The organism is Pedobacter cryoconitis (assembly GCF_014200605.1).
Classification (GTDB): Bacteria; Bacteroidota; Bacteroidia; order Sphingobacteriales; family Sphingobacteriaceae; genus Pedobacter; species Pedobacter cryoconitis_B.
Map to the genome: position 1 here is coordinate 698990 of NZ_JACHCE010000001.1, position 22868 is coordinate 721857.

At 39.2% G+C, this 22868-nt stretch carries 15 protein-coding genes; 10 read left to right on the forward strand and 5 right to left on the reverse strand.

Going from position 1 to position 22868, the window contains the following annotated elements; genetic code table 11:
- Positions 1-7 precede the first annotated feature (7 nt).
- Positions 8-1135, reverse strand: coding sequence for an efflux RND transporter periplasmic adaptor subunit (locus tag HDE68_RS03260; RefSeq protein ID WP_183878858.1), 1128 nt, complete (start codon positions 1133-1135; stop codon positions 8-10).
- Positions 1135-1650 (reverse strand): DUF2480 family protein, encoded by a 516-nt coding sequence (locus HDE68_RS03265; protein WP_183878860.1) that lies wholly within the window; start codon positions 1648-1650, stop codon positions 1135-1137. The genes HDE68_RS03260 and HDE68_RS03265 overlap by 1 nt, the downstream gene beginning before the upstream one ends.
- A 458-nt stretch (positions 1651-2108) precedes the next feature.
- On the opposite strand from HDE68_RS03265, the gene HDE68_RS03270 reads away from it, so the two are divergent.
- Positions 2109-2717, forward strand: a complete 609-nt coding sequence (locus HDE68_RS03270; RefSeq protein WP_260171599.1) for a helix-turn-helix transcriptional regulator — start codon at positions 2109-2111, stop codon at positions 2715-2717.
- 8 nt (positions 2718-2725) lie between these two features.
- On the opposite strand, the gene HDE68_RS03275 is transcribed toward HDE68_RS03270, so the two are convergent.
- The 3 genes from HDE68_RS03275 to HDE68_RS03285 form a co-directional block, all read right to left on the reverse strand.
- The gene (locus HDE68_RS03275) at positions 2726-3163 is read right to left on the reverse strand and encodes a Dabb family protein (protein WP_183878864.1); all 438 of its coding nucleotides are present in this window, start codon (positions 3161-3163) and stop codon (positions 2726-2728) included.
- Positions 3164-3197: 34 nt separating this feature from the next.
- Positions 3198-5705: a phosphocholine-specific phospholipase C gene (locus HDE68_RS03280; protein ID WP_183878866.1), complete on the reverse strand. Its 2508-nt coding sequence runs from the start codon at positions 5703-5705 to the stop codon at positions 3198-3200.
- A 69-nt stretch (positions 5706-5774) separates the two neighbouring features.
- On the reverse strand, positions 5775-6620 hold the full coding sequence (locus HDE68_RS03285; RefSeq protein ID WP_183878868.1) for an endonuclease/exonuclease/phosphatase family protein: 846 nt from the start codon (positions 6618-6620) through the stop codon (positions 5775-5777).
- A gap of 185 nt (positions 6621-6805) precedes the next feature.
- Here HDE68_RS03285 and HDE68_RS03290 point away from each other — a divergent pair, with 185 nt between their 5' ends.
- From HDE68_RS03290 to HDE68_RS03330, 9 genes are all read left to right on the forward strand, one after another.
- On the forward strand, positions 6806-8173 hold the full coding sequence (locus HDE68_RS03290) for a S41 family peptidase (protein WP_183878870.1): 1368 nt from the start codon (positions 6806-6808) through the stop codon (positions 8171-8173).
- A 78-nt stretch (positions 8174-8251) separates the two neighbouring features.
- Positions 8252-8848, forward strand: a complete 597-nt coding sequence (locus HDE68_RS03295; protein WP_183878872.1) for an RNA polymerase sigma factor — start codon at positions 8252-8254, stop codon at positions 8846-8848.
- 43 nt (positions 8849-8891) lie between these two features.
- Positions 8892-9866: a FecR family protein gene (locus tag HDE68_RS03300; protein ID WP_183878874.1), complete on the forward strand. Its 975-nt coding sequence runs from the start codon at positions 8892-8894 to the stop codon at positions 9864-9866.
- A gap of 141 nt (positions 9867-10007) precedes the next feature.
- Entirely contained in the window at positions 10008-13199 is a 3192-nt protein-coding gene (locus tag HDE68_RS03305) for a TonB-dependent receptor (RefSeq protein ID WP_183878876.1), read from the forward strand.
- A gap of 167 nt (positions 13200-13366) precedes the next feature.
- Entirely contained in the window at positions 13367-14773 is a 1407-nt protein-coding gene (locus HDE68_RS03310; protein WP_183878878.1) for a hypothetical protein, read from the forward strand.
- Between the two features lie 72 nt (positions 14774-14845).
- Positions 14846-15571, forward strand: a complete 726-nt coding sequence (locus HDE68_RS03315) for a hypothetical protein (RefSeq protein WP_183878880.1) — start codon at positions 14846-14848, stop codon at positions 15569-15571.
- A 38-nt stretch (positions 15572-15609) separates the two neighbouring features.
- Positions 15610-20361: an MBG domain-containing protein gene (locus tag HDE68_RS03320; RefSeq protein WP_183878882.1), complete on the forward strand. Its 4752-nt coding sequence runs from the start codon at positions 15610-15612 to the stop codon at positions 20359-20361.
- A gap of 52 nt (positions 20362-20413) precedes the next feature.
- Entirely contained in the window at positions 20414-21325 is a 912-nt protein-coding gene (locus HDE68_RS03325) for a PorP/SprF family type IX secretion system membrane protein (RefSeq protein ID WP_183878884.1), read from the forward strand.
- 296 nt (positions 21326-21621) lie between these two features.
- Positions 21622-22863, forward strand: a complete 1242-nt coding sequence (locus HDE68_RS03330; protein ID WP_183878886.1) for an ROK family protein — start codon at positions 21622-21624, stop codon at positions 22861-22863.
- The last annotated feature ends 5 nt before the right edge of the window (positions 22864-22868 follow it).

Below are 22868 nucleotides of genomic sequence, written 5' to 3' on the forward strand. Positions count from 1 at the left end.
TCTTTCTTTATTTCGAGGTTGGGAAATTTGGTTTGATTTTCATACCGTCTTTTAAATTACCCAGGCCCCCGGTAACTATTTTATCGCCTGCAATCAGTCCTTTAGTAACTACATAATCTTTATCAGTTACAGCATCCATAATGTCAATAGCAGTATTGTGAACGATGTTCTGATCATCCATTTTAAAGACAAAATACTTTCCCTGTAATTCAAAAGTTGTTGACTTAGGCACCAGGATGGCGGCATTCAGTTGTGTCGGAATTCTAATTGTAGCACTGGCACCACTCCATAATCTGGCTTCTGGATTAGGGAATACCGCCTTGAAATTAGCTGCACCTGTGGATGCATTCAGTACTCCGCTCAGAGTCTCAATTTTACCTTTGGTCTTATACATTTCACCATCCTGCATAATGAGGGATACAGCTGGCATGTTCTTGAATTTTTCACTGATCTGCTGGCCCCTGTATTGATTTAAAAATGAGCTCAGTTGCTGCTGGCTGAGTGAGAAATAGGCATAGATCTGTTTGGTATTCGCAATGGTCGTCAATGCAGTTTCGGATGTACTGCTCACCAGACTGCCTATTTTATAAGGTAAACTTCCTACTACTCCATTGATTGGGCTTACAATATTGGTATAGGCAAGTTTAGATCTGGCTGCAGAAAGGTCTGCTTTTGCCTGATTTAATTCTGCCTTTTTTACCTGCTCTGCATTCTTCGCTGAGGTCAGCTCAAAAGAGTTTACAATTTTCTTTTCTACCAGCACCTTTGTTCTTTCAGTTTGGATAGCAGCAGTTTCCAGATTAGCTACAGCAGCTAATACTGCTGCATTTTTATTATTCATTTCCTGTTGAAAGCTATTGGCATCTATCTTAAACAGCGGTTGCCCTTTGTGGACTATGGTACCTTCTGAGACATATACCTGTTCTATATATCCATCTACTTTAGAACGGATTTCTACGGTTTGCTCTCCTTGCAGTGTGGTCGGATATTCTTCAAAAAGAGCTGCTTTTTGTGGTGTAAGTGATAATACCGGGAATTCCTGTATACTTTCCTGCTGATCGGGGCTTTTGGAATTACCACAAGAAGATAAGATCAGGCAAGCTGACAGACAAGAGTAAATTAGCGTTGTTTTCATTAGTGTATAATTGTTTTTTTCTTTTTATAAATCATAATTGGTGAGCCTGCTTCTCCCCACATCAGGCTTTGAACCTGATCCATCAGGTAACCAGTTGCGCATACATATAATCCGGCAGGGACTACTGTACTCGCTTTGAGTACTACCTTTTTATCATTGAATACTTTGTAGTCAATCTTTTTAATCCTTTCTATCCAGATCAGTTCTTCGTGGTTTTCCTGCTCAGCGCAAAGTATCCTGTCGGTAAATTGTTTGAGTAAAGAGGTGATCAATACATAAGCCCAATAAGGAACAATAGCATCATTTGAACAGTAAAGAATGACTTCTTTAGCGGTAAACTGACTCCAGTCAATCTGGATCATATCTACTCTGAATACTTTTTCTTTCAGCAGATAACCTTTGAATAAATAAGGGACAAGATCGAAGGCAGCATATTCGTGTTTAAGAGGTTTGTAGTTAATCAGATCAAGCGTAATAATCCCGCTCAGATCTACTTTATTGATGATTTCTTCCATTTATTTTGTTTTTTAACAGTCCTTTTTTATACTGAAAGGTTGCTTTTACATTGACAGATTTATTTGTTTTGAGGGTAATTTAAATCCAGTCTGAACTGAATTTTAGGGCATAGAAATCCCGTCACGCTTAAAATAAATTTTTAAGGAGGGGAAAATAAACAGGCTTTTAAAGGGCTTTCTGTTTTTTACCGGAAATGTTAACTAGCTAATCTTTCGCAGCACGTTCCAGTAAGCAACAGGGAGAACAATCTGTTTTTCCTGATAAGGAGCTTTTATAATTTCTTGTAGTTTTAAAGACATAACTATTATTTAAAATTTGAATAAATAAACCGGTTTCTACACTAGAAAAGCTATAATTATGATCGGTATATCCTAATAAGTTCAGCAAAGTTAGTACTTTTGTTAATAAAACAACTAAACACTTGTTTTATTAACTTATGATGACAAACAGATTTCTAATGTTGCTCAAAACCCGTGGTGCATTAACAGCCTCAGCAATTGCTCAGGAACTGGGAATGACAAAAGAGGGAGCGAGGCTGCAACTGTTAAAATATACAGAAGAAGGATTGATTCAATCGGAGAATGAATCGAGTGGTGTAGGCAGGCCTAAACAATTTTTTAGTCTGACAGCAGCGGGGCATTCTAAATTTCCGGATACACATGCTGAACTTACTGTGAAACTGATCAGCATGATCAGAAGTACATTGGGAGATCATGCATTACAAAGTGTGATGGATGCTGCCGAACAATCTGGCAGGGATAGATATATGATAGAATTGGATACTGTTCATGAGCTGGAAGCAAGGGTAGCAAAGCTAGCCGAAATCAGGAGCCGGGAAGGCTATATGGCAGAATATCTGAAAGATGACAATGGTTATCTGTTTATAGAAAACCATTGTCCGATCTGTGCAGCAGCAACATCCTGTCAGGGATTCTGCTCTGGGGAGCTGAACGTTTTCAGATTTGTTCTGGGCGAAGAAGTTAATATTAACCGGTTAGACCATATCGTGGCGGGTGACAGAAGATGTTCTTACCGGATAAATCTTAAGAATAAGCTGGTCGTTTAATTTGATTTTCAGACATCCAGGGCATCATAAACGATAACTTTCTCCCACAGGTGACTGAAATTTTTAATGAACTCCAGATGTAAAGGGTGGGTTTGATAGGTAGCCTGCCCGGCAAGGTCTTTAAAGAAAACCAATTCAGATACTGCCCAGCTGTTGTCAACCACCTCACGTTTTTCTGTACTGGCTACGATACCTACCTTAAGTTTTTGAACTGTTTCTATAACTGACAGCGCTTTAACACCCGCAATCAGCTGATCACGGTCTGTCTTTGAAGCAGGGTTTTTCAACCAGAAGAAAACATGGTGTACTACAGGAAATTCTTCTGCATTTCTCAATACGGGTAAATCTGATATAGCCGGCATAACCTGCATTGCAGACGCTGCTGCTGTTCCTGCAAGCACAACTGCTGCTGTTCCAATAAATTTTCTTCTGTTTGACTTGTTCATCTGCTAACTGGTTATCTGTTCTTTGTTTTTTCTGCTAAAGTATATTTCCCATTAAAGGATCTGTTTTGGTAATTGTACCATTTTCTACCCTTCCGGCAAATCTTTCTATAAAACCAGTATTTCCTGCGCTGTTTACACTGAAATCGTACCAGTTATAGCTTTTTGTCAAATCTAATATAAGACTTGCTTTACTATTTGCTGATACTTTTAACGTTTTATTTCCAGTTTTATAACTGATGTCTTTAATCTGTAACTCCTGTAGCTGTTTACTGTGATTGGTGATGGTTACAATTACATTCCCACTTAGTTTTAATGGATGTAATTTGTCTTTTTCATAATTACAGACCACGGTGATCAAAGGATTTCTGTCATCGCCAATAAATTCTCTGAAAAAACCATTTGGGCCATATACCCTCAAATGATATTTTCCTCCTTCAAAATCTTTCAATAACCACTGATCCTCCAGGGTGTCACCAGCAGATACTGTATAATCCCAGCTGCGTAATACTTCTTCCTGATAAGGGTTCATAGCATAAACTGTAAAAGGAGAGCCTGCTGATTTTTTGCCAAATGATTTATCAGCAGCGTTAAAGCTGATTTTAAACTTTCCCTGTACCATTTCACCGTGAACATATAACTCGTAAGGTAATGCACAGGAAGAACGTATGCCTTTTTCCTGTTGAGGAAAATAAGGGGAATCAGCATGATTTTTATTAATCAGATCAATCTCTTCAGGACTTAATTTTTTATATGTATCTGGTAATTCCTTAAATTTCGAAGAATAAATGCGCTCCATAAAAGGTGTCTTTTCCAGGAACTGAGGTTGTTCAGTCTTTTCACCATGATAAGGTCTGAAAGCCGAAGTCAAGTCTCCGCAAACCGTTCTTCTCCAGGGTGTAATGTTTTCTTCTACTATCTTTTTATTTAGTTTTTTCTCTATAAATGTCTCCAGAAATTGTAAAGAAGAAGTATGGTCAAAAATTTCCGAACAAACATAACCGCCCCTTGTCCATGGAGAAACGATCACCATAGGTACACGATAACCTAAGCCTATCTGACTTTCTCTGATCCGGTCCTCTTTCATAGACGGATTAGTCTGGTAGTCTTTAGTTGCGAAATCCATTTTAGGATCAATCCCTTTAGAGACTTTACCAGAATGTTCTTTATAGGGATCAGGAGGTACAAAAGGAGGGATATGATCAAAGTAACCGTCATTCTCATCATAAGTAAGAATAAAAATGGTTTTTTTCCATATCTCAGGATTTTTAGTCAGAATTTCGATAACCTCACTGACAAACCATGAACCGAACCAGGGTACGCCCGGATGATCTGAAAAGTTTGCAGGGGTCATTAGCCACGAAACCATTGGCAAAGAACCATTATTTACATCTTTTCTGAACTGGTCAAGGATATCACCTTTAGGAATGTTCAGTTCTCTTTCTACACCGTTCTCCTCGTATTTTAAAGGACTAAGCTGATGGAAATCAGGGTCATTTGAATTAATGCCGAAAGCTTTGGCATTCAGGTTTTTTGCTTTCTGCGATAAGGCTTCATAATTAGCCTGTGAATATTCCTGCTCTTCCAGCTCTGTTTTATGGAGTAGTTTTTTGAGTGCCTCAAATTTTGTCTGTTCTTCCGGACTCCGCTTTTTATGATCTGCAGCAGCAATCTGTGCCAGCAAATCTTTCTTTTTATCTTTTAGATTAGCAATTGCCCCCGGGTGATGACGAACATTATACTGTTCGAAATATTCCATCACATTGGTGCCGAAATTACTTAGCCATGCGCTCGATTCACCGTTGAGGCCAAAACCTAAAGTCAGTTCGTTCTGATAAATTTTCCAGGGGACATCATTTTCTTCCAGACGCTCAGGAAAGGTCTTCCAATTTAAAGTAGGTTTGTCATAATTACTGATATTCCAGAGATGTGCCATTCCTTCGGTACTGTTCTTTTCACGTATGGTACCGGTCATCCAGTAATAGCGGTTTGGATGTGTGCCGGCAATGACAGAGCAGAAATTCTGGTCGCATACCGTAAAGGCATCCGCCAGCGAATAATAAAAAGGGAAATCTTCTCTTTTGCAATAGCCGATAGTCAGTGGCATATGGGCATATGTACGATTGTAAGCTTTTTTTACATTCAGCCACTGATCATATTTTCCTCCGTTGCGGGCATCAGTCTGATCTGTCCAGTTATGTGGTAAAGCGCCCATCCAGGCCACCTTTGTATCTTTGATACTCAGATGAAAAGGAGCATAGGTCTCACCTTCTTTATTTGATTGAAGAAATACTTTATTTTTATTAGGCAGGTCAATTGCCCTTGGGTCATTAAAGCCCCTTACACCCTGCAGCATACCAAATTCATGGTCAAAAGAACGGTTCTCCTGCATCAGAAAAACAACATGTTCAGCATCATAAAAAGTACTGCCTGCAGCCGGGTCGATTGCCATTGCCTTTTGGATAACAGGCGGCAAAGTGTTGATTAAAGCAGCACCACCAGAAAGGAGTGCTGCTTTTTTTATAAAATCTCTACGTGAATCCATATGCAAAAGTATATGGAAATATGGTAAAACGTATTAAGCCATTGTTAATAGGAAGACTTCACGAAATTGTTACTTTTTGAGGTTGACTTCTACTAAAACAGGGAAATGATCTGAAGGATATTTACCATGATAAGAATCTGTCAGCAGACCCCATCTGTCTGCCTTGAAATCTTTAGTGACAAAAACATGGTCAATAATTTCAGATCCATCAAGGTGTGCACCGAATTCATTAAAAGAGGGATTATTTATATAAGGGTGTTCAACCTGATGATAAGTATCTTTCAAATAACCGGATTTAGCTAAAGTCTGGTACCATTCACTATCCTGTCCGCCATTTAAATCACCTGTAAATACAGCAGGTTCGTTTCCTGCAATTTCTTTCATTTTGCGGACTATCAGTTTACTGCTTTCTACTCTTGCAATCTCTCCCTGATGGTCAAAATGCGCATTAAAGTAATAAAATTTGCTGCCTGTTTTGATCTCCTGTAATTCTACCCAGGTACAAATGCGGTTGCAGCAAGTGGCATCCCAGCCTAATCCAGGTTTGTCCGGAGTTTCAGATAACCAAAAGTCACCTTTTTTTAAGAGTTTAAGCTTGTCCTTTTTGTAGAAAATTGAAGAATGCTCACCACCATCTTTTCCGTCATCACGTCCTTTGCCGTAATGGGCATATTCTGGTAAAGCAGCATTGATGTCATCCAGCTGGTTCTTAAATCCTTCCTGAATTCCGAATATGTCAAATTGATGAAAACGTAAAAGACTGGCAACAACCGGCGCTCTTTGTACCCATAGGTTACCAATGTCACCTTTGTTGTCATTACGAAGATTATAGGTTCCGATAATTAGCCGCTGTGCGAAAAGCTGTGTACTTAATACTAAAAGAAAAATGGCTGTGATACTGGTTCTTCTGATCATAATTTTATTTGATGCTAAATCTGTTTAAGAATTCAATTAAGATTTCTGTTAAATAAATGTGACGAATATAAAATATTTTGTGCTAACTGATAAGTATAATAATGTTTCGCGGGATTATATGTTTTTATCTTAATATAAACTTTATACAGGGCGGTTATTTTTACCATACATCTATTCACGTTTTTATGAAAACATGCTCTCTGTTTATCAAAACGCTGCTGTTGTACCTGATGATTTTTTCGCTTTACAGCTGCAAGAAATCAGATAACAGGCCGGATTATCCAGCGGGCAGCCAGGAAAATATCAATTCCTGGATATTGGATAGTATGAAAGTATATTACTACTGGAATGCGGGTTTACCCGGAAATCCAGTTTTGAATACAGATCCTTCTTCTTTCTTTAAAAGTATAAAAAATAGTGCTGACCGTTTTTCTGCTTTGGTAAACCCAGATTTACCTGAGAGTTATCCCCCGTCTTTAGTACATACCTTAGGATTTGACTGGATCACTTTACAAACCAGCGATGGACAGGTAAAAACGATGATTAGTCTGGTTGTCCCGGGTTCCAGGGCGGCCGGTAAAGGTCTGGTCCGGGGTGATATCATTCAAACGATTAACGGAACTGTTCCCACTGCAGCTAATATTGCATCGCTGACCAATAATAGCATTCTAAAGCAAAGTACTGATCTGGAGCTGGTGGGTAAAACCGGAATTATCCAGGTTCAGCGGTTAATCAATTCCGAAGACCCGGTTTATACCTATCATGTTTTTCAATCTGGCGGTAAAACTTATGGTTATCTTTTTTTAAACTCCTTTGAAAATACTGCGCTGTCCCAATTAAAAAGAGCTTTCGCTTATTTTAAACAGGAGCAGGTACAGGAATTGATTCTGGATATGCGCTATAATCCCGGAGGCAGCGTTCCTGTGGCTGCTGCCCTGGCAGTGATGATCGCTCAGAATACTACAGAAGCTGCAACTTTTGTAGAATACAGAGGTAACCAGAAAGCAGGGGTGAGGAAAAGTAGTTTTGGTGCAGAGCTGAGTAAACTGCCATCAGGATTAAATATTGGCTTTGCAGGTTTTTCTGGTTACCGGTTAAATCTGAATAAAATTTACGTGTTAACAGGGAACCACACTGCATCTGCAGCAGAACTCCTGATTAATTCACTCAGACCTTACATCACTGTCGTTCATTCCGGACAGCAAACACTGGGAAAAGACATGGCAGGTTTTGTGATCAAAGATTATAGAAATCCGCAGATTGTTCCAAAATGGGAAATCTATCCAATGATTTTTAAGTTATACAATGCTGCTGGCAGAGGGGATTACAGTAATGGACTGACACCTGATCAAATCACTGATGAGCTCACCGTGCTTCCTCTAAAACCTTTTGGTGATCTTTCAGATCCGCTGATTCAGAGCTGTCTGCAAAAAACTAATATGGTTGCAGGCCAAAACAGAGTTGAATCCACTTTGGAAAGACCCCGTGTAATTTTCGACTCCAGGGTTCCGGTCGATTTAAAAACAGGTCTGACCATATCAAGGCCCTATTAAATATATATTATTTAAGTTAACATATTATTAATCTGTAGTTTATATACTACGTCATTTTGAAACTTAGCTTTGTAAGGTATGACAGTGTTGACAAAAGGTATCATTCAGGATTTCATTAATGGTAATGAATATGCTTTTACCCAAATTTACGGGCTGTATTATAAAGATATCAGATCCTACTGCTTTCAGCATACACGTTCGGCCGAATTAGCTGATGAACTTACCAGTGATGTATTTCTGCGTTTTTGGGAATCGCGTGAAAATCTCGATCCGGAAAGGGAAGTAAAGCCATATCTTTTTACAATTACAAAAAATGTAACCTTTACCTGGCTTAAGCGTACACTTACGGATCAGAAAATGAAGAATGTGTTTCGTGGCCGCTATCTTTCTGCTCAGGAAGATGCAAGTCAGCATATTGCAATTACTGCTGCGATGGACCTCGCTTTACTCCGTCAGATTATGGGGAAGATTCCTTCAAAAAGGAGGCGGACTTTTGAACTCTGTAAAATTGATGGGTTCACCTATGCTGAGGCAGCTAACATGCTTTCAGTGAGTAAAGAAACGATCAAAGAACATATGAGTTTAGCCAAGAGAGATCTGAGTAAACTGGCAGACGCTACCGATTATATTTATCTTCTTTTACCCCTGTTTTTTTCTCTCGATAATTATTTTTAATTACCATCCCCCCTAAACATCCCGCCCGATAGTATATAGTAGTATGAAGTCGAGCGAGAAAAAGAATCTATACCGTAGGTTTCTTGAAAAGGAATTGAATGCAGCAGAGCTGGATGAGTTTTTTCTATTGGTAGAAAATGGCGAATTTGATTTTGATTATCAGGAAGTCATGCCGGTAGTCGAAGAATCAGGCATAGTTACAGCGCCTGTAAGAGAAGAACATACGATAGAAGTGGTCAATGTTCCCCAAACTAAAATAAGACCTTTATTCAGGGCTTTAATCAGGTTAACTGTAGCAGCTTCCCTGTTACTTATTTCTGCTATAGGATATTTGGCTTATCGCAGAACAGAAAATTTAAAACAGCAATTCTTATTTACAACTGTAAAGGTGCCTGTAGGATCTGTCAGGATTATTACCCTCAAAGACCATTCTGTAGTCACCCTGAATTCTGGTTCTGTGTTTAAATATCCTGCTTCATTTGCTTCGGATAATCGTAAAGTGTTTTTGATTAAAGGAAAAGGATTTTTTGAGATTGCTAAAGATAAAAGCAGACCATTTACCGTGTATTCTTCTAAGTTATCAACTACTGCTTTAGGCACTTCTTTCACCGTAGAAAATTACAAAGCCTATCAGCTCGAAAAAGTATGCTTATATACGGGGAAAGTACAGATAGGCAGTAAAGAAAAAGGGTTCTCCCCATTAAAGCTTATCCCTGGTCAGCAATATACGCAGACCGGTGATACAGGTACAAAAGGAGTTTTTGATGGAGATGGAGAAATCAAACCTTATGCCGAAGATGGTTCATTGGAATTTGATAATACCAGTTTGACAGAAGCTTTGGCCCGTGTAGCCTCTTATTATAATATTACACTAGCTTTTGATAAAGCAGATCTTAAAGGTTTCGCAATTAGTGGGAAATTCAGAAATGAACCTGTTAAAGATGTAATCCGTACACTTTTATTTACTCATCATTTAAAGTTTAAAAAAATCCCTGAGGGGTATGTTATTATGAATTGAGCGCTCAGTAAACCAGGTACAATGTACCAAACAAAAAAGAGAAGTACCGCTGGCGGCAGTACTTCTCTTAATTACCGGTAAAACCGGCAAAAAAACAATGATAAATCACGATTCACAGGCGCAATAAACCATTCCAAAAGTATGATTATAAATTTACTGTCCAAAAAAAAATATACAGTATATCCTCTTCAACCCTTATTCACTCTAAGTTTTCTCTTTATTTTATTATCATTTTATAATATTTCTACTGCTCAGGGGCAAGGCGGGGCAATTACCCTGACCTGTAAAAATTGTACTGCACAGACCCTATTGATGGAACTGGGCAAACAATCATCCTTTACTTTTGTGTTCGATCCGGTGCAGATGGGAAAGGTCCAGCTTCAGAATATCAGCTATAATCATTTACCCATAAAACTTGTACTCGAAGACCTGGAAAAGAAGACAAATCTTAATTTTTCTATTTTAAATTCAAATATCTCGGTCCGTTTAATTGTAAAGCCTCCGGTAAAAAAGCCGGAGCCGGGAAAAATTACCGGCACAGTCAGCGATGAGAAAGGAGAGACTTTTCCAGGCGCAAGTATCCGGATAATCGAATTAGGATCAGGTATACAAAGTGCAGTTGATGGTACTTATACAATGTCAATCCCTCCGGGGACCTATACACTGGAAATCAGTTATATTTCTTACGATACACAAAAAATTACAGGAGTTCAGATTAAAGCAGGTGGGATAACCAAACTGGATATCTCCATGAAACCTTCCGCAAATGCATTAAAAGAGGTTGTGGTTACCTCAGGTTATCAGAAAGCTTCAACGGCTGGGTTATATGCAAAGCAAAAAACTGCGGCTGGAATTACTGATGGTATTTCGGCAGCACAAATTGCCCGTACCCCCGATAATAATGTGGGTGCTATCCTTAAGCGTGTAAGTGGTTTGAATGTTGTAGATAACCGTTATGTAGTTGTACGCGGATTAAGTGAGCGTTATAACCAGGCTCAAATTGACGGGGTAACACAACCAAGTACAGATATGAACCGCCGTAATTTCTCCTTTGATGCAATTCCTGCAGAAATGGTGAGTAATATCGTCGTTAATAAGACAGCTACTCCAGATCTGTCTTCTGAATTTGCAGGTGGGCAGGTAATTGTAAATACCCTGGATATTCCAGTTCAGGATTTTATGCAGTTTCAGGTTGGTACGGGATATAATACCAATACAATAGGGCAGGATTTTTTACAGGCAGGGAAAAGGGGTGGAGCTGAATTCTTTGGTTTTATGGATAACAGTCACAAATTACCCTTAGGTTTAAAAAGCTGGAGTCTTAACAATACGCCACCTGATTATATCATTACACAGAGTAAAGCCTTTGATGCAGAAGGTTTCAGGCGTTACCGTTATGGTTTTGAGCCGAATCAAAATTATCGTTTTTCTTTTGGCCGGGTTTACCCATTGAAAAATGGAGTGAGTTTTGGATTTGTGGGAGGTGCTACACTGCGTAATAGTCAGGAAATCAATGATTTTATAAGCACGAGAGTTGGTTATTCACCGTCGGCAATTGACAGTGCGGACATTCGTCAGAATGGGAAAATTTATAAATATAATTCTACATCCAGTGCATTACTGAATGTGGGTGTTCAGGGGAAAGGATTTAAAATTGGATTTAGAAACATGTATTCTCATGTCTATAGTAATGATTTTATTACTTCTCAGGGCAGAGATCCAAACGATGAATTAGTTACCGCGCCAGATCGCAGAAGGCAGTTTAATGTTCAGGACCCAAAGAATACCACAGTTTTGCAGCACAAACTGGAAGGAGAGCATACTTTAGGTGAAACCGGAATAAGATTAACCTGGAATGGTTCTTATACAAATGTAGTTCAAACGATTAATGACAGACGTAAGTTCACAGCATTGGGTTCTGGCTCTGTAAATGGAGTGCCTTATTTTCAGCGTTACCTGGTAGCCAGTCCTACTCAAAATGAAGGGGATCCTGATTTCCGCTTGTATACTGATACCAGGGAAAAAGATTATAACTGGGGACTTAATTTAAGCAGGTCCTTTGATTTTATGGGGGATAAAACACTCGCTAAAGTAGGTTATAACGGCTTTTATAAGAAAAGAAATCTTTCCAACTACACTGCGGAAATTTATAATACACTAAGTGCTGAATTATTTGTTGCGCCTTATGAATATAGTCTGACGCCCGATAAAATAGGCAGTGGCCCCGGACAGGTCTTTTATAGTATCCGTGATGATCAGGGAGGACAATTTTCAGGTAAATCCACTTCTCAAAGTGCTTATGCGATGTTGGATCAGCGTCTTTTTAAAAAATTAAGATTGGTATATGGAGTTCGTTTTGATGCTTATAAACTCTCCAATACACAATTGAAAAGTAAGGATGGAGAAACAAATACAGATGACAATAAGAAGTTTCTTCCTTCGGTCAATGTAACTTACAGCATAACCGAAAATATAAATGTCAGAGGATCTTATGCGACAACAGTTGTAAGACCCGATTTCAGGGAAACCTCTGTTTTCAATTTATACGATCCGATTCTGGATGCCAGAATCAGGGGTTCGAATGTGAAAAGTACCAGAATCAATAACGCAGATTTAAGATTTGAATGGTATCCTTCTGCTGGTGAAATTATTTCTTTATCAGGATTCTATAAGAAATTTGATAAGCCGATTGAGCTTGTATTTATTCAGGACATGGCTGTAGATCAGTATGCTTTCCAAAATCAAAAATCTGCAGTTAACTACGGGCTGGAAATGGAAATCAGAAAATCCATGGGGTTTATTGCTGATAAACAATGGTTGCGCAATCTTTCTGTTTTTGGAAACGGCACGATCATTAAATCTAATGTAGTGGCATTGAGTTATGGCGGGAAAGATAATCTGGAAGTTAAAGAAACAAATTCTAAAAGAGCACTTTATGGTCAGTCTCCCTGGATTATCAATGTCGGAATGTCTTATACCCAGGATAAATATGGTGTGAATGTAGTCTATAACAAATCTGGCTACCGAACAAATACGATACATTTTAGCCCTTTACAGATTGAATATGAAATGGGGCGTGATCTGGTTGATTTTCAGGTGTTCACCCGTGTTTTTAAACAAAAAGGAGAGCTGAAATTAAACATTTCTAATCTTTTAAATGCGCAAACCAGTTTCTATAAAAACTTTGCAGATTATGAAAATGCTGGGGGAGATACACCATACGTCTTGAAGGAAGGGCATAGCGATAAATATAAAAAAAGTGACGGGGACAGGATTACTTATCAGGTGAAATCAGGTACGAATGTGAGCATGGCATTTACCTATAAATTCTAGCTTATTATCATTGTATAATATATGAACTATTAATTTATATGATTATTGTAAATATCTTTTAATCAATTTATTATTAATGAAAACTTAACATATAATAGTCTTTATGAAAACACTTGAATATTAACTTTATTATATAATAAAAACCATAAACCATTTTAAAGAAAACAATGAAAAAATTCACAAAACAAGCGCTTGCAATTGTAGCAATTGCCGCATTCGCAGTCGCAGGCTGTAAAAAAGGGACAGACGGAAATTTTGATCGTTCAAATGGGGCTGGCGGGCCTTTTACAGGAGCGGATTCAGTAATTACCGGAAACATTTCTGCAAGCAGAACATTGAGCCCAGGAAAAGTTTACAAATTAAAAGGTGTAGTTTATGTGACTGGCGGAGCAAAACTAACCATTAAACCAGGTACAATTATTACTACAGGAGAAAAGGTAGATTACAAAGTTGATCCATCTACTTCAGTGATTAACTCTATTGCCGGAGTATTAGTAATTACCAGAGGTTCTTCAATTGATGCAGTAGGTACTCCATCACAACCAATTATCTTTACTTCTCCAAAAGCATCCGGCTCACGTGTTGCAGGTGATTTTGGTGGTGTAATTGTATTGGGAAATTCAACTACCAACAAACCATCAACTACAGTTATTGAAGGATTGCCAGGTTATGATGCGAATGGAGTTTCATTAGGAGTTGACCTTACTTATGGTGGTACTGTTCCTGCTGATAATTCAGGTAAAATCCAGTATGTACGTATTGAGTATGCAGGTTACCTTTTAGCCCCGAATAATGAAATCAATGGTTTAACTTTAGGTGGAGTTGGATCTGGTACAACTATCGATCACGTACAGGTTTCTTTTGGTGCTGATGATGCTTTTGAATTCTTTGGTGGTACAGTAAATGCAAGTTATTTATTAGCTCTTGGTAACGATGATGACGATTTTGATACAGATTTCGGTTATTCAGGTTCTATCAGCTATGCAATCAGTTTAAAAGATCCACAATCAACACATAGTACAAGTGGTGGTGTTTCTGATTCTAACGGAATCGAGTCAGATAACGATGGAGCAAGTTCAGGAGCTTCACCCAGAACAAAACCTACTTATTCAAACTTTACTTTACTAGGTTATTCAAGTGCAAATACAGGATTACGTGCTGGTAACCGCTGGAGAAGAAATACTGATCTTTCGATCACTAATTCAATCATTGCTGGTTATAATACAGGTGCTGAATTCCAGAATGAAACTGCAACAACTGCAACTGCAGGTGGTTTCAATAATAATATTGTACACTCATACACTACAGTATTCAGCCCTGCAACTGCCGTTTCATTAACAGGAAGCACAAATTCTATTTTAGTATCTGCTGATGCTGATGCATTTATCGGATTAGGTATCAGAGGATCAAGAAACTTAAGTCCTTTCTATACAACAGATCTTGCCAGTGCTTATACTTTCAATAACCTGTTGCCAAGAGATGCATCTGTTACTAAAGGTGCTGTTCTTGCTTCAAACCTAAGTCAATGGACTTCTGGTTGGGCTAAATTCACTCCTCAGACTTCTCAGGATTAGTATTTAAATTTTATTTCTAAGAAAAAGCAGCTTCCCTTCTATAAGGGACTGCTTTTTCATTATTCAGACTCTATGAGAATAACCTTTTACTTCATCTTATTTATGCTGATCATCACTGGAGTTTCATCGTGCTCTAAAGGTGATTTAATAAAAGACCCGGCATTCGGAAGTATATCGATCAGTGATTTTACTTCGAAAAAAGTGACTGTTATTGAAGGAGAAAATAATCAATTACCAGTTTTAGGCGAAACCGTCAGTCTGCTTTCAGGAAATAACCGATTTCGGTTCTATGATGACAAAACGTTATTATTAGATACTTCGTTGAAAATTGAACCTTTCAAAAAACATAAATATTTTATACTCAGGCCAAATAATCAATCTGTTCTCCGGGTATTTGATGACTCTCTTAATGGATTTAATCAAGAGACATTTCCCACAGCAGGTTCAGTGAAAATCAGCCTGGCTAATTTTTCTAAATCATTGCCAGACAAGGTCAATGTTTATATTACGACTACCACCTATAGAGCTCCTGCAACAGAGGAAATAAAGGTTGGTGAAATTCTTAAGGTTTCAGGATCATTTTCAGGATTTAAAACAATGCTGACCGGAAAAGATCAGTTTCTGAAACCTATAAAAGAATTTACACTGACTATAAAAGATTCAAATGATCAGGCTGTATTATTTACTGTTCCCCTGGTTTTACCAGTAGAAACGGCAACTGTATATCTTCTCTATCTGGAAGATAAAACAGGTGTTACCAAGCCTGATATCAGGGCTACGCTATTAATGAGCAAATAATGCTCTCCTGCAACCGACTTATCTTAAACTTATTATAGATGAAAAATCTTTTACTCTTTTTACTTATTTTATTTTCTACCCAGGTATTTGGGCAAGGGCCTAAGCTTGAAATGCTGATATTCCCCAGGTACATTGAAGGGGGGGCTTATGCACGTAATGGTATTCCATATGTTTACAGAGCTAAAATAACCGGGCTCAAGCCAAATAAAACTTACAGGTATGAAAATAACCTGGTTACCACCACTACTGTTTCTGATGCCGCTGGATTTTACCTGTATCTGCTTCCGTCCGCTAATGTCATTCCGGGTACATCCGGACATGTAAGCGGAGACTTCTACAGGCCGCCATTGGAAAGATCAAAAATCAAAAATGGATCTCCTGTAAGAGGACAGCTTATTTCAGATTACGGAGTCCTGACAGCTGATGCCGCGGGAAATTATACAGGATGGTTTATCCAGGAGACTGTTAAAACTGAAGGAATGAATCCTGATCAGAATTTATTTCTGAGAATATCGCTAAATGATCCTGATGCTGCTGACCCCGCAGTGATTGCCTATAAATTGCATTCGCCTCAGACAGAGCCTTTAACTATTCTGAGTATGGATGTTGATGACCAGGGTTTTCCGGGAGCCGGAACGGCGATCCGCAGTACGGCCGCAGCCAATGGAATTGCTAAAAACCTGGTATTTCTTTATGACAATGTTGAAGGAACGGGGCGTCCTGTTGCAGGAACTTTAATTGAAGATGATGGTGTAGCTTCAGCAAAAGCAGATGACTTCTCAGGACTTTCTCCATTTTATTTTAGAAATGTAAACGGTAACCCCGGCACATGGGGTGCAATGGTCTTAAGTGATGACCAGAAAGGAATCCGTCGTATTGAGCAGCGTAATTTAGCAGATGGTTCATTGGCAGGCTATAATACTTCTGCTGATGGTTCCTGGGCTAATGGTTTAAACGCAGGTGGCCAGGTTTCAACAATTTCGTCTAACCTTGGTTCCGGGGCTGATGGAACCCAGGCACTGGTTCTTGATGGAACCAAAGTCACACTTGCACTGGCGAAAACACCTCAAACCTTAACTTTTACCAATACCTTCCCGGCTACCTATAAAGTCGGAGATCCTGATTTCACACTTACAGCAAATAGTAGCGCAGGTTTAACTGCTTTTCAATATACCGTAGCTCCGGCTGGAATTCTTCAGCTTACAGGCAGCACTGTAAAAATAATTGGAGGAGGAACGGCAATAATCACGCTGACTGAACCTGGAAATACAACTGTAGAACCGGGAATAACAACAAAAAGTATTACTGTTACCGCTGCTTCGCAAACAATTACGGGTTTGCCAGCCACATTTTCACCAGTTTATGGCGACGCAAATATAACGCTGTCCGCAACCGGAGGGGCCAGTGGAAACCCGGTAACCTATACTTCAGATGATCCCACGATTGCCGGAATTACAGCTGGTAATCAGTTAGTTATTAAAAAATCAGGTAATGTAATCATCAGGGCGAATCAATTGGGAAATGCAAATTACTCTCCGGCTACCGAAGTAATCAGCACATTAACTATTGCAAAGGCTACGCTTGATGTTATTGCACAAGACAAAACCAAAACATACGGCGCAGTAAATCCGGCAGCTACATTCACTTATGGTACTTTTAAAGGTACAGATGACGCAACTGCTATAACAGGTACTCCATTATTAACGATTCAGGCAGACGGAACTTCTGTAGCAGGAGTATATGATATACTGGTGGATGTTGCAGGGCTGACTTCCGATAAATATACTTTTAACCCTGTAAAAGGAAAATTGACTATCCTGGCTAAAGCTAACCAGGTGATTACCCTGAATAATTTTCCTGCTGCTGCAACTTACGGAGATCAGCCGATAATTTTTCAGGCAACCAGTAACACTGCTAATCCAATTACATTTTCGAGTTCCAACCCTGATGTTGCAATCGTTGAAAAGGACATAGTAGGAGAGTGGACCGTGAAAATTATTGGTGCAGGAGAGGTCGGTATTATAGCCTTACAAGCAGAAGATGCTACTTATGGACCGGCAACAGCCAGTCAGCATATCAGTATTGCGAAAGTACCTTTAAAGGTTATTGCAGAAGATAAATCTAAACTTACAGGAGAAAATGACCCTGTGTTCACTGCACGTTACGAAGGTTTTGTAAATGCAGATGATGCCGGCAAATTAACCGGTACAATTGTATTTACCAAACAAGCAAACGGAAACGGATTTTCGATTATCCCTTCAGGTTTAACCTCAGCAAATTATATAATCACTTTTGTAAATGGAAAACTAACAGAAGGAAGTATTGCTTTTACCCCTGTCAATAAAATCTATGGAGATGCGGCCTTTGATCCGGGAGCGATCAGTTCGGGCGGTACGCCAACCTATACTGTTGCAGATCCGGCTATAGCTATAGTTAATTCTGCGGGCCTGCTGGAAATCAAAGGTGCAGGCGCTACTACGCTAACAGCAACATTCACTTCGGGGGCTATTGCTACAACAACGCTTACTGTAAGTCAGAAAACAGCAGTAATTACAGCCAATCCTCAAACCCGGATATACGGACAGGCTAATCCTGCACTGACAGTGAATTACAGTGGCCTCGCTTATGGCGAAACAGAGAGTGTTTTAACCGTAAAACCACAAGTCTCAACGCTGGCAACCGTAAATTCTGCGGTGGGTACTTATGCAATTAATGCAGTTGCTGCGGTAGCTTCGAATTATAAATTCAGTTATCAGCAAGGTGTATTGACCATCGAAAGAGCTCCGCTTTCAGTTCAGGCGGACGACAAATCTAAGACATACGGGCAGGCTAATCCTGAACTTACCTTAACTTATGCAGGTCTGGCCGCTCAGGATAATATAGCCAGTTTAAACCTGCAAACAGTAATCGCGACGACTGTAACTGCTGCTTCGGGCGCAGGTACCTATCCGGTAACAGTTTCAGGTCTGACAGCGACTACAAATTACCTGGTTAGTTACCAGCCGGGGGTATTAACGGTCAATCCGGCATCATTAAATATTAAAGCTGATAATGCAGAGCGCGGGGCCGGACAAGCTAATCCGGTTTTTACCTTTACTTATACCGGTTTTGTTAACACAGACCAGGCTACCAGTCTGACTGCAGCCCCAATCGCTACAACAACTGCAACAGCAACCTCCGGTAAAGGAACTTATCCGATTACCGTAAGTAACGCTGCAGCTGCAAACTATACCATTACCTATAGCCCCGGACAATTATTTATCAAAGGCTTACCAGTAATCACTTATGCTAACTTGCCGGCGGTAACTTATGGAGATTCAAATCTTGATCCTGCAGCTACTTCCGATTCGGGTGTGCAGCCGGTATATACCTCAGATAATCCAGCCATTGCCAGTATTGAGAATGGCAGGGTGAAAATCACAGGTACGGGAACAGTAAATATTACCGCTTCTTTTGCAGCAACGGCTGATTATGTCGCTGCTGTATTAACCAGACCACTTGTCGTTGCCAAAAGAACATTGATTGTCAGGGCAGCTAATAAAGCCAGGTTATACGGACAATCAAACCCGGTCTTAACAGCTACTTATGATGGTTTTGTTAATGGAGAAACTCTGGCAACTGCAGTATCTGCACCAGCTTTGCTGACTACAACTGCTCAGCCCTTGTCTCCTTCAGGAACTTATACAATTTCAGGCAGCGGAGCTTCTGCACTGAATTATATGATCAGTTATGAATCAGGCATCTTATCAGTTGATAAAGCGGTATTAAATATAACTGCAGATAATAAAACAAGGATTTTTGGAATTGATAATCCTGTCTTCACTTTTAAATACAGCGGTTTTGTAAATGCCGAAGGAGAATCTGTCATACAGAATCCACCATTAGCTTCCACTGTTGCAGTTAAAAACTCTGCTGCGGGTACTTATCCGATTGTATTATCAGGTGCTTCGGCAGCAAACTATACCTTTAATTATATAAACGGTGTATTGACGGTTACTTCCACCACCAGAACCATTACCCTGGATGCCATCAGTACAAAATTTGTAGGTGATGCTGATTTTACGCCCGATGCAGTACTGACCAGTGGTGAAACACCTGTATTCAGTAGTGCTGACCCTGCAATTGCAACCATAGTGGATAATAAAATTCATTTGGCAGGTGCTGGAAATGTAATGATCACAGCCACTGCTCCGGTTAATCCAAACTATGCGACCACACCATCGGCAAATCGTTTACTGGTGGTTAGTAAAGTGGAGCAAACCATTACTTTCGACAACATACCAGTCCTGCAGCTTAATGGAACTTATGCTTTGAAAGCCACTTCGAGTTCAGGTTTGCCAGTAACATTTACGATAGCCCGTCCAGATTTGGTTGCATTAACAGGTAATCAGATTAAAGGGTTAAGAATAGGTAAAACGCAGGTCACTGCAATTCAGCCGGGAAATAACCGCTATGCTGCTGCCAGAATAATCGTACAGGATGTACAGATTACAGATGCGGCAGGTGAAGCTATAAAGATTCATCCGGCACTTTCCATTAACGGAGATGGAGTCAATGAATTCCTTTCCATCGATGGAATAAAGGACTTTCCACTGAACAAGGTGACGATTATCAACCGCAATGGTCTTAAAGTATTTGATATAGAAGGATATGATAACGATCAGCATGTATTTCTGGGTAAATCAAAATCGGGAGAAAACCTGCCTCAGGGTACATATTTCTGTCTGATTGAATATCAAACAGATAGCCATGTAAAACATAAAACGGGTTATTTTATCCTGAAGTACTAACTCTTAACAGGCCGGAATTTAATCCGGCCTTATCAAAATATAAAACAGCTATATGAAACTCTTTAAACAGGCACTATTAACCATTGCGCTCGTCATGGTTTTCAGCTTAAGCCAGGCACAGCAATCTGCCTCTTTTACGCAATATCACGATAACCAGATCCCTTTCAACTCTGCCTATTCCTTGCTGGACAAAGCAGGGTCAGTCAATCTGAATAGCAGAAGACAATGGGCAGGGATAGAAGGTGCGCCATATACCTTTCAGTTGAATGGAAGTTTGCCTATCGAAAAAATAAATGGGGCAGCGGGCCTGTCACTGACCTACGATAAATTTAACATCGAAAAACTGACTGAGGTTTCTGCTTTTTTTTCTAAGGCGGTTCAGCTTTCAGATCAGGACTTCTTTGCTGCATCTTTGAATGCAGGTTTCAGAAATTACATTGCAGGTTATTCGGAAGTTGATCCGAATGACGTTAGTTTCCGCAATGATATCAGAGAAACCGTTGGGACAGTAGGTTTAGGGATTATGTTATACAGTCCTGAAAAGTATTATATCGGCGCTTCATTGCCAAGATTAAGCTTTCGCAGTTTAGGCACGGCATCGGCCGATGAAAAAAGGAATTATAGTAATACTTATTACTTTAGCGGAGCATATCTTTTTACGCTAAACGAAGATGTGAAGCTAAAACCTGCCACTATGGTTGCCTATAGCAGAACTTACGATACCCAGGCAGATATCTCAGCAACCGTTTATTTAAAAGACAAATTTGGATTTGGTGTCAACTACAGAACCACAAGCGAGGTTGCTGGTATTATCTCAGTAATGTTTAATCATAGTCTGAAATTGGGATATAGCTATCAAACAGGTTTTGGTCAGGCCAATATTGGTAAAATCAGCAAAGGGTCTCATGAAATCTCTGTAGGAATCCGTTTTGGTAAAAAGCCATTACAGCCTAAACTCTTATAAAACTATTCTGAATAGGTAAAGTATTAATGCATAGTCTGTTAAAATCAGGCTATGCTTTTCTTATAAATTCAGGTAACATTTTTGTTTAAACTCAGCACAGGCATCTTTCTAAAATTAATTCTCTGTTAATTTTGCTAAAACGTTTTTTAGCATTGGAATCATATATTATGATTATTTCTTTAAACTGAATCTTATCTATTTTAAATAATAAAGCTTGGTTTATTTAAAATTTATTTTAATTACTTGTAAAACTTATTAAAATGTTTTAGTAAGTTTATGAAGTAATCAAATATATAATGGAAGTAACGGAGAAGCTAGTCAAAAGTACTGAGTTGAAAAGTGAGATTTTGAAGCAATTGTATCTTGAAAAATCACTTTCATGTGCTGAAATGAGTGTCTTATTCAATAAGAGCATACCTATTATAACTAAAACAATAAACGAATTAATTAAAGAAGGATTTGTTATCGAAGTAGGTTATGCACCGTCAAGCGGAGGCCGCAGACCCTTAATGTATGCTGTAAAACCAGATGCAATGTATATTATGGCTATTGCAATGGATCAGCTTTCCAGCCGGATTGCCCTTGTCGACCTGAATAATAAGGCAGTAGCAGAAATAGAAACAGTAGAAATAATACTGAATAATAATACGGGTGCGCTTTCCGAACTGATCGATTATATAGAGAACTATATTGTCAGATCGGGCATCAGTAAAGAGAGTATATTAGGAATAGGTATAGGAATGCCCGGTTTTGTAAGTGTAAAAGACGGCCGGAATTACTCTTATCTGGATGCAAACGGAGAAAAATTAACTGATTATATCTCCAGGGAAACTGGTTTACCTACTTATATTGATAACGACTCTAGTGTGATCGCACTTGCTGAACAAAGATTCGGAGTAGCTAAATCTCTTAAAGAAGTCATGGTGATTAACCTGGGCTGGGGAATTGGTCTTGGAATGATCGTAAACGGCGATATCTTCAGAGGCTACAGTGGCTTTGCCGGTGAATTCAGTCATATCCCTTTATTTGAAGATGGTGAATTATGTATCTGCGGTAAGCAAGGCTGTCTGGAAGCCGAAGCTTCTATGCTGGTTGTAGTTAAAAAGGCTATAGAAGGTATTAAACAGGGCAGATTATCCACCTTACATTCTTATATAGGCTCTCCGCTGAAAATAATGAGTGATGCCATTTTTGAGGCTGCTAATCATGGTGATCAGTTTGTGATTGAACTGCTATCAGACGCAGGCTATAAAATCGGTAAAGCACTCTCTATTCTTATTCATATTATGAATCCGCAAACCATTGTATTAAGCGGAAGGGGGGCAAAAGCCAGTAAAATAATGATGGCCCCCATGCAGCAGGCCTTAAACAAATACTGTATCCCACGATTAGCTGCCAATACAGAATTACTGATTTCAAAACTTGGTTTTGACGGTGAAATCATTGGTGCAGCTGCGCTGGTCATGGAAAACTTTGACAATGAACAATTAGCTATAAACACTAAACGAATAGATATGGGAAGACTCCAGAAAAACTAATTAAA

Bases quoted from the DNA above. Each gene is read 5' to 3' on its own strand.
- HDE68_RS03300 (WP_183878874.1), top strand. From the start codon at position 8,892: ATGAAGTCGAGCGAGAAAAAGAATCTATACCGTAGGTTTCTTGAAAAG.
- HDE68_RS03285 (WP_183878868.1), bottom strand. From the start codon at position 6,620: ATGATCAGAAGAACCAGTATCACAGCCATTTTTCTTTTAGTATTAAGT.
- HDE68_RS03320 (WP_183878882.1), top strand. From the start codon at position 15,610: ATGAAAAATCTTTTACTCTTTTTACTTATTTTATTTTCTACCCAGGTA.
- HDE68_RS03330 (WP_183878886.1), top strand. From the start codon at position 21,622: ATGGAAGTAACGGAGAAGCTAGTCAAAAGTACTGAGTTGAAAAGTGAG.
- HDE68_RS03270 (WP_260171599.1), top strand. From the start codon at position 2,109: ATGTTGCTCAAAACCCGTGGTGCATTAACAGCCTCAGCAATTGCTCAG.
- HDE68_RS03260 (WP_183878858.1), bottom strand. From the start codon at position 1,135: ATGAAAACAACGCTAATTTACTCTTGTCTGTCAGCTTGCCTGATCTTA.
- HDE68_RS03290 (WP_183878870.1), top strand. From the start codon at position 6,806: ATGAAAACATGCTCTCTGTTTATCAAAACGCTGCTGTTGTACCTGATG.
- HDE68_RS03305 (WP_183878876.1), top strand. From the start codon at position 10,008: ATGATTATAAATTTACTGTCCAAAAAAAAATATACAGTATATCCTCTT.
- HDE68_RS03265 (WP_183878860.1), bottom strand. From the start codon at position 1,650: ATGGAAGAAATCATCAATAAAGTAGATCTGAGCGGGATTATTACGCTT.
- HDE68_RS03310 (WP_183878878.1), top strand. From the start codon at position 13,367: ATGAAAAAATTCACAAAACAAGCGCTTGCAATTGTAGCAATTGCCGCA.
- HDE68_RS03280 (WP_183878866.1), bottom strand. From the start codon at position 5,705: ATGGATTCACGTAGAGATTTTATAAAAAAAGCAGCACTCCTTTCTGGT.
- HDE68_RS03325 (WP_183878884.1), top strand. From the start codon at position 20,414: ATGAAACTCTTTAAACAGGCACTATTAACCATTGCGCTCGTCATGGTT.
- HDE68_RS03295 (WP_183878872.1), top strand. From the start codon at position 8,252: ATGACAGTGTTGACAAAAGGTATCATTCAGGATTTCATTAATGGTAAT.
- HDE68_RS03275 (WP_183878864.1), bottom strand. From the start codon at position 3,163: ATGAACAAGTCAAACAGAAGAAAATTTATTGGAACAGCAGCAGTTGTG.
- HDE68_RS03315 (WP_183878880.1), top strand. From the start codon at position 14,846: ATGAGAATAACCTTTTACTTCATCTTATTTATGCTGATCATCACTGGA.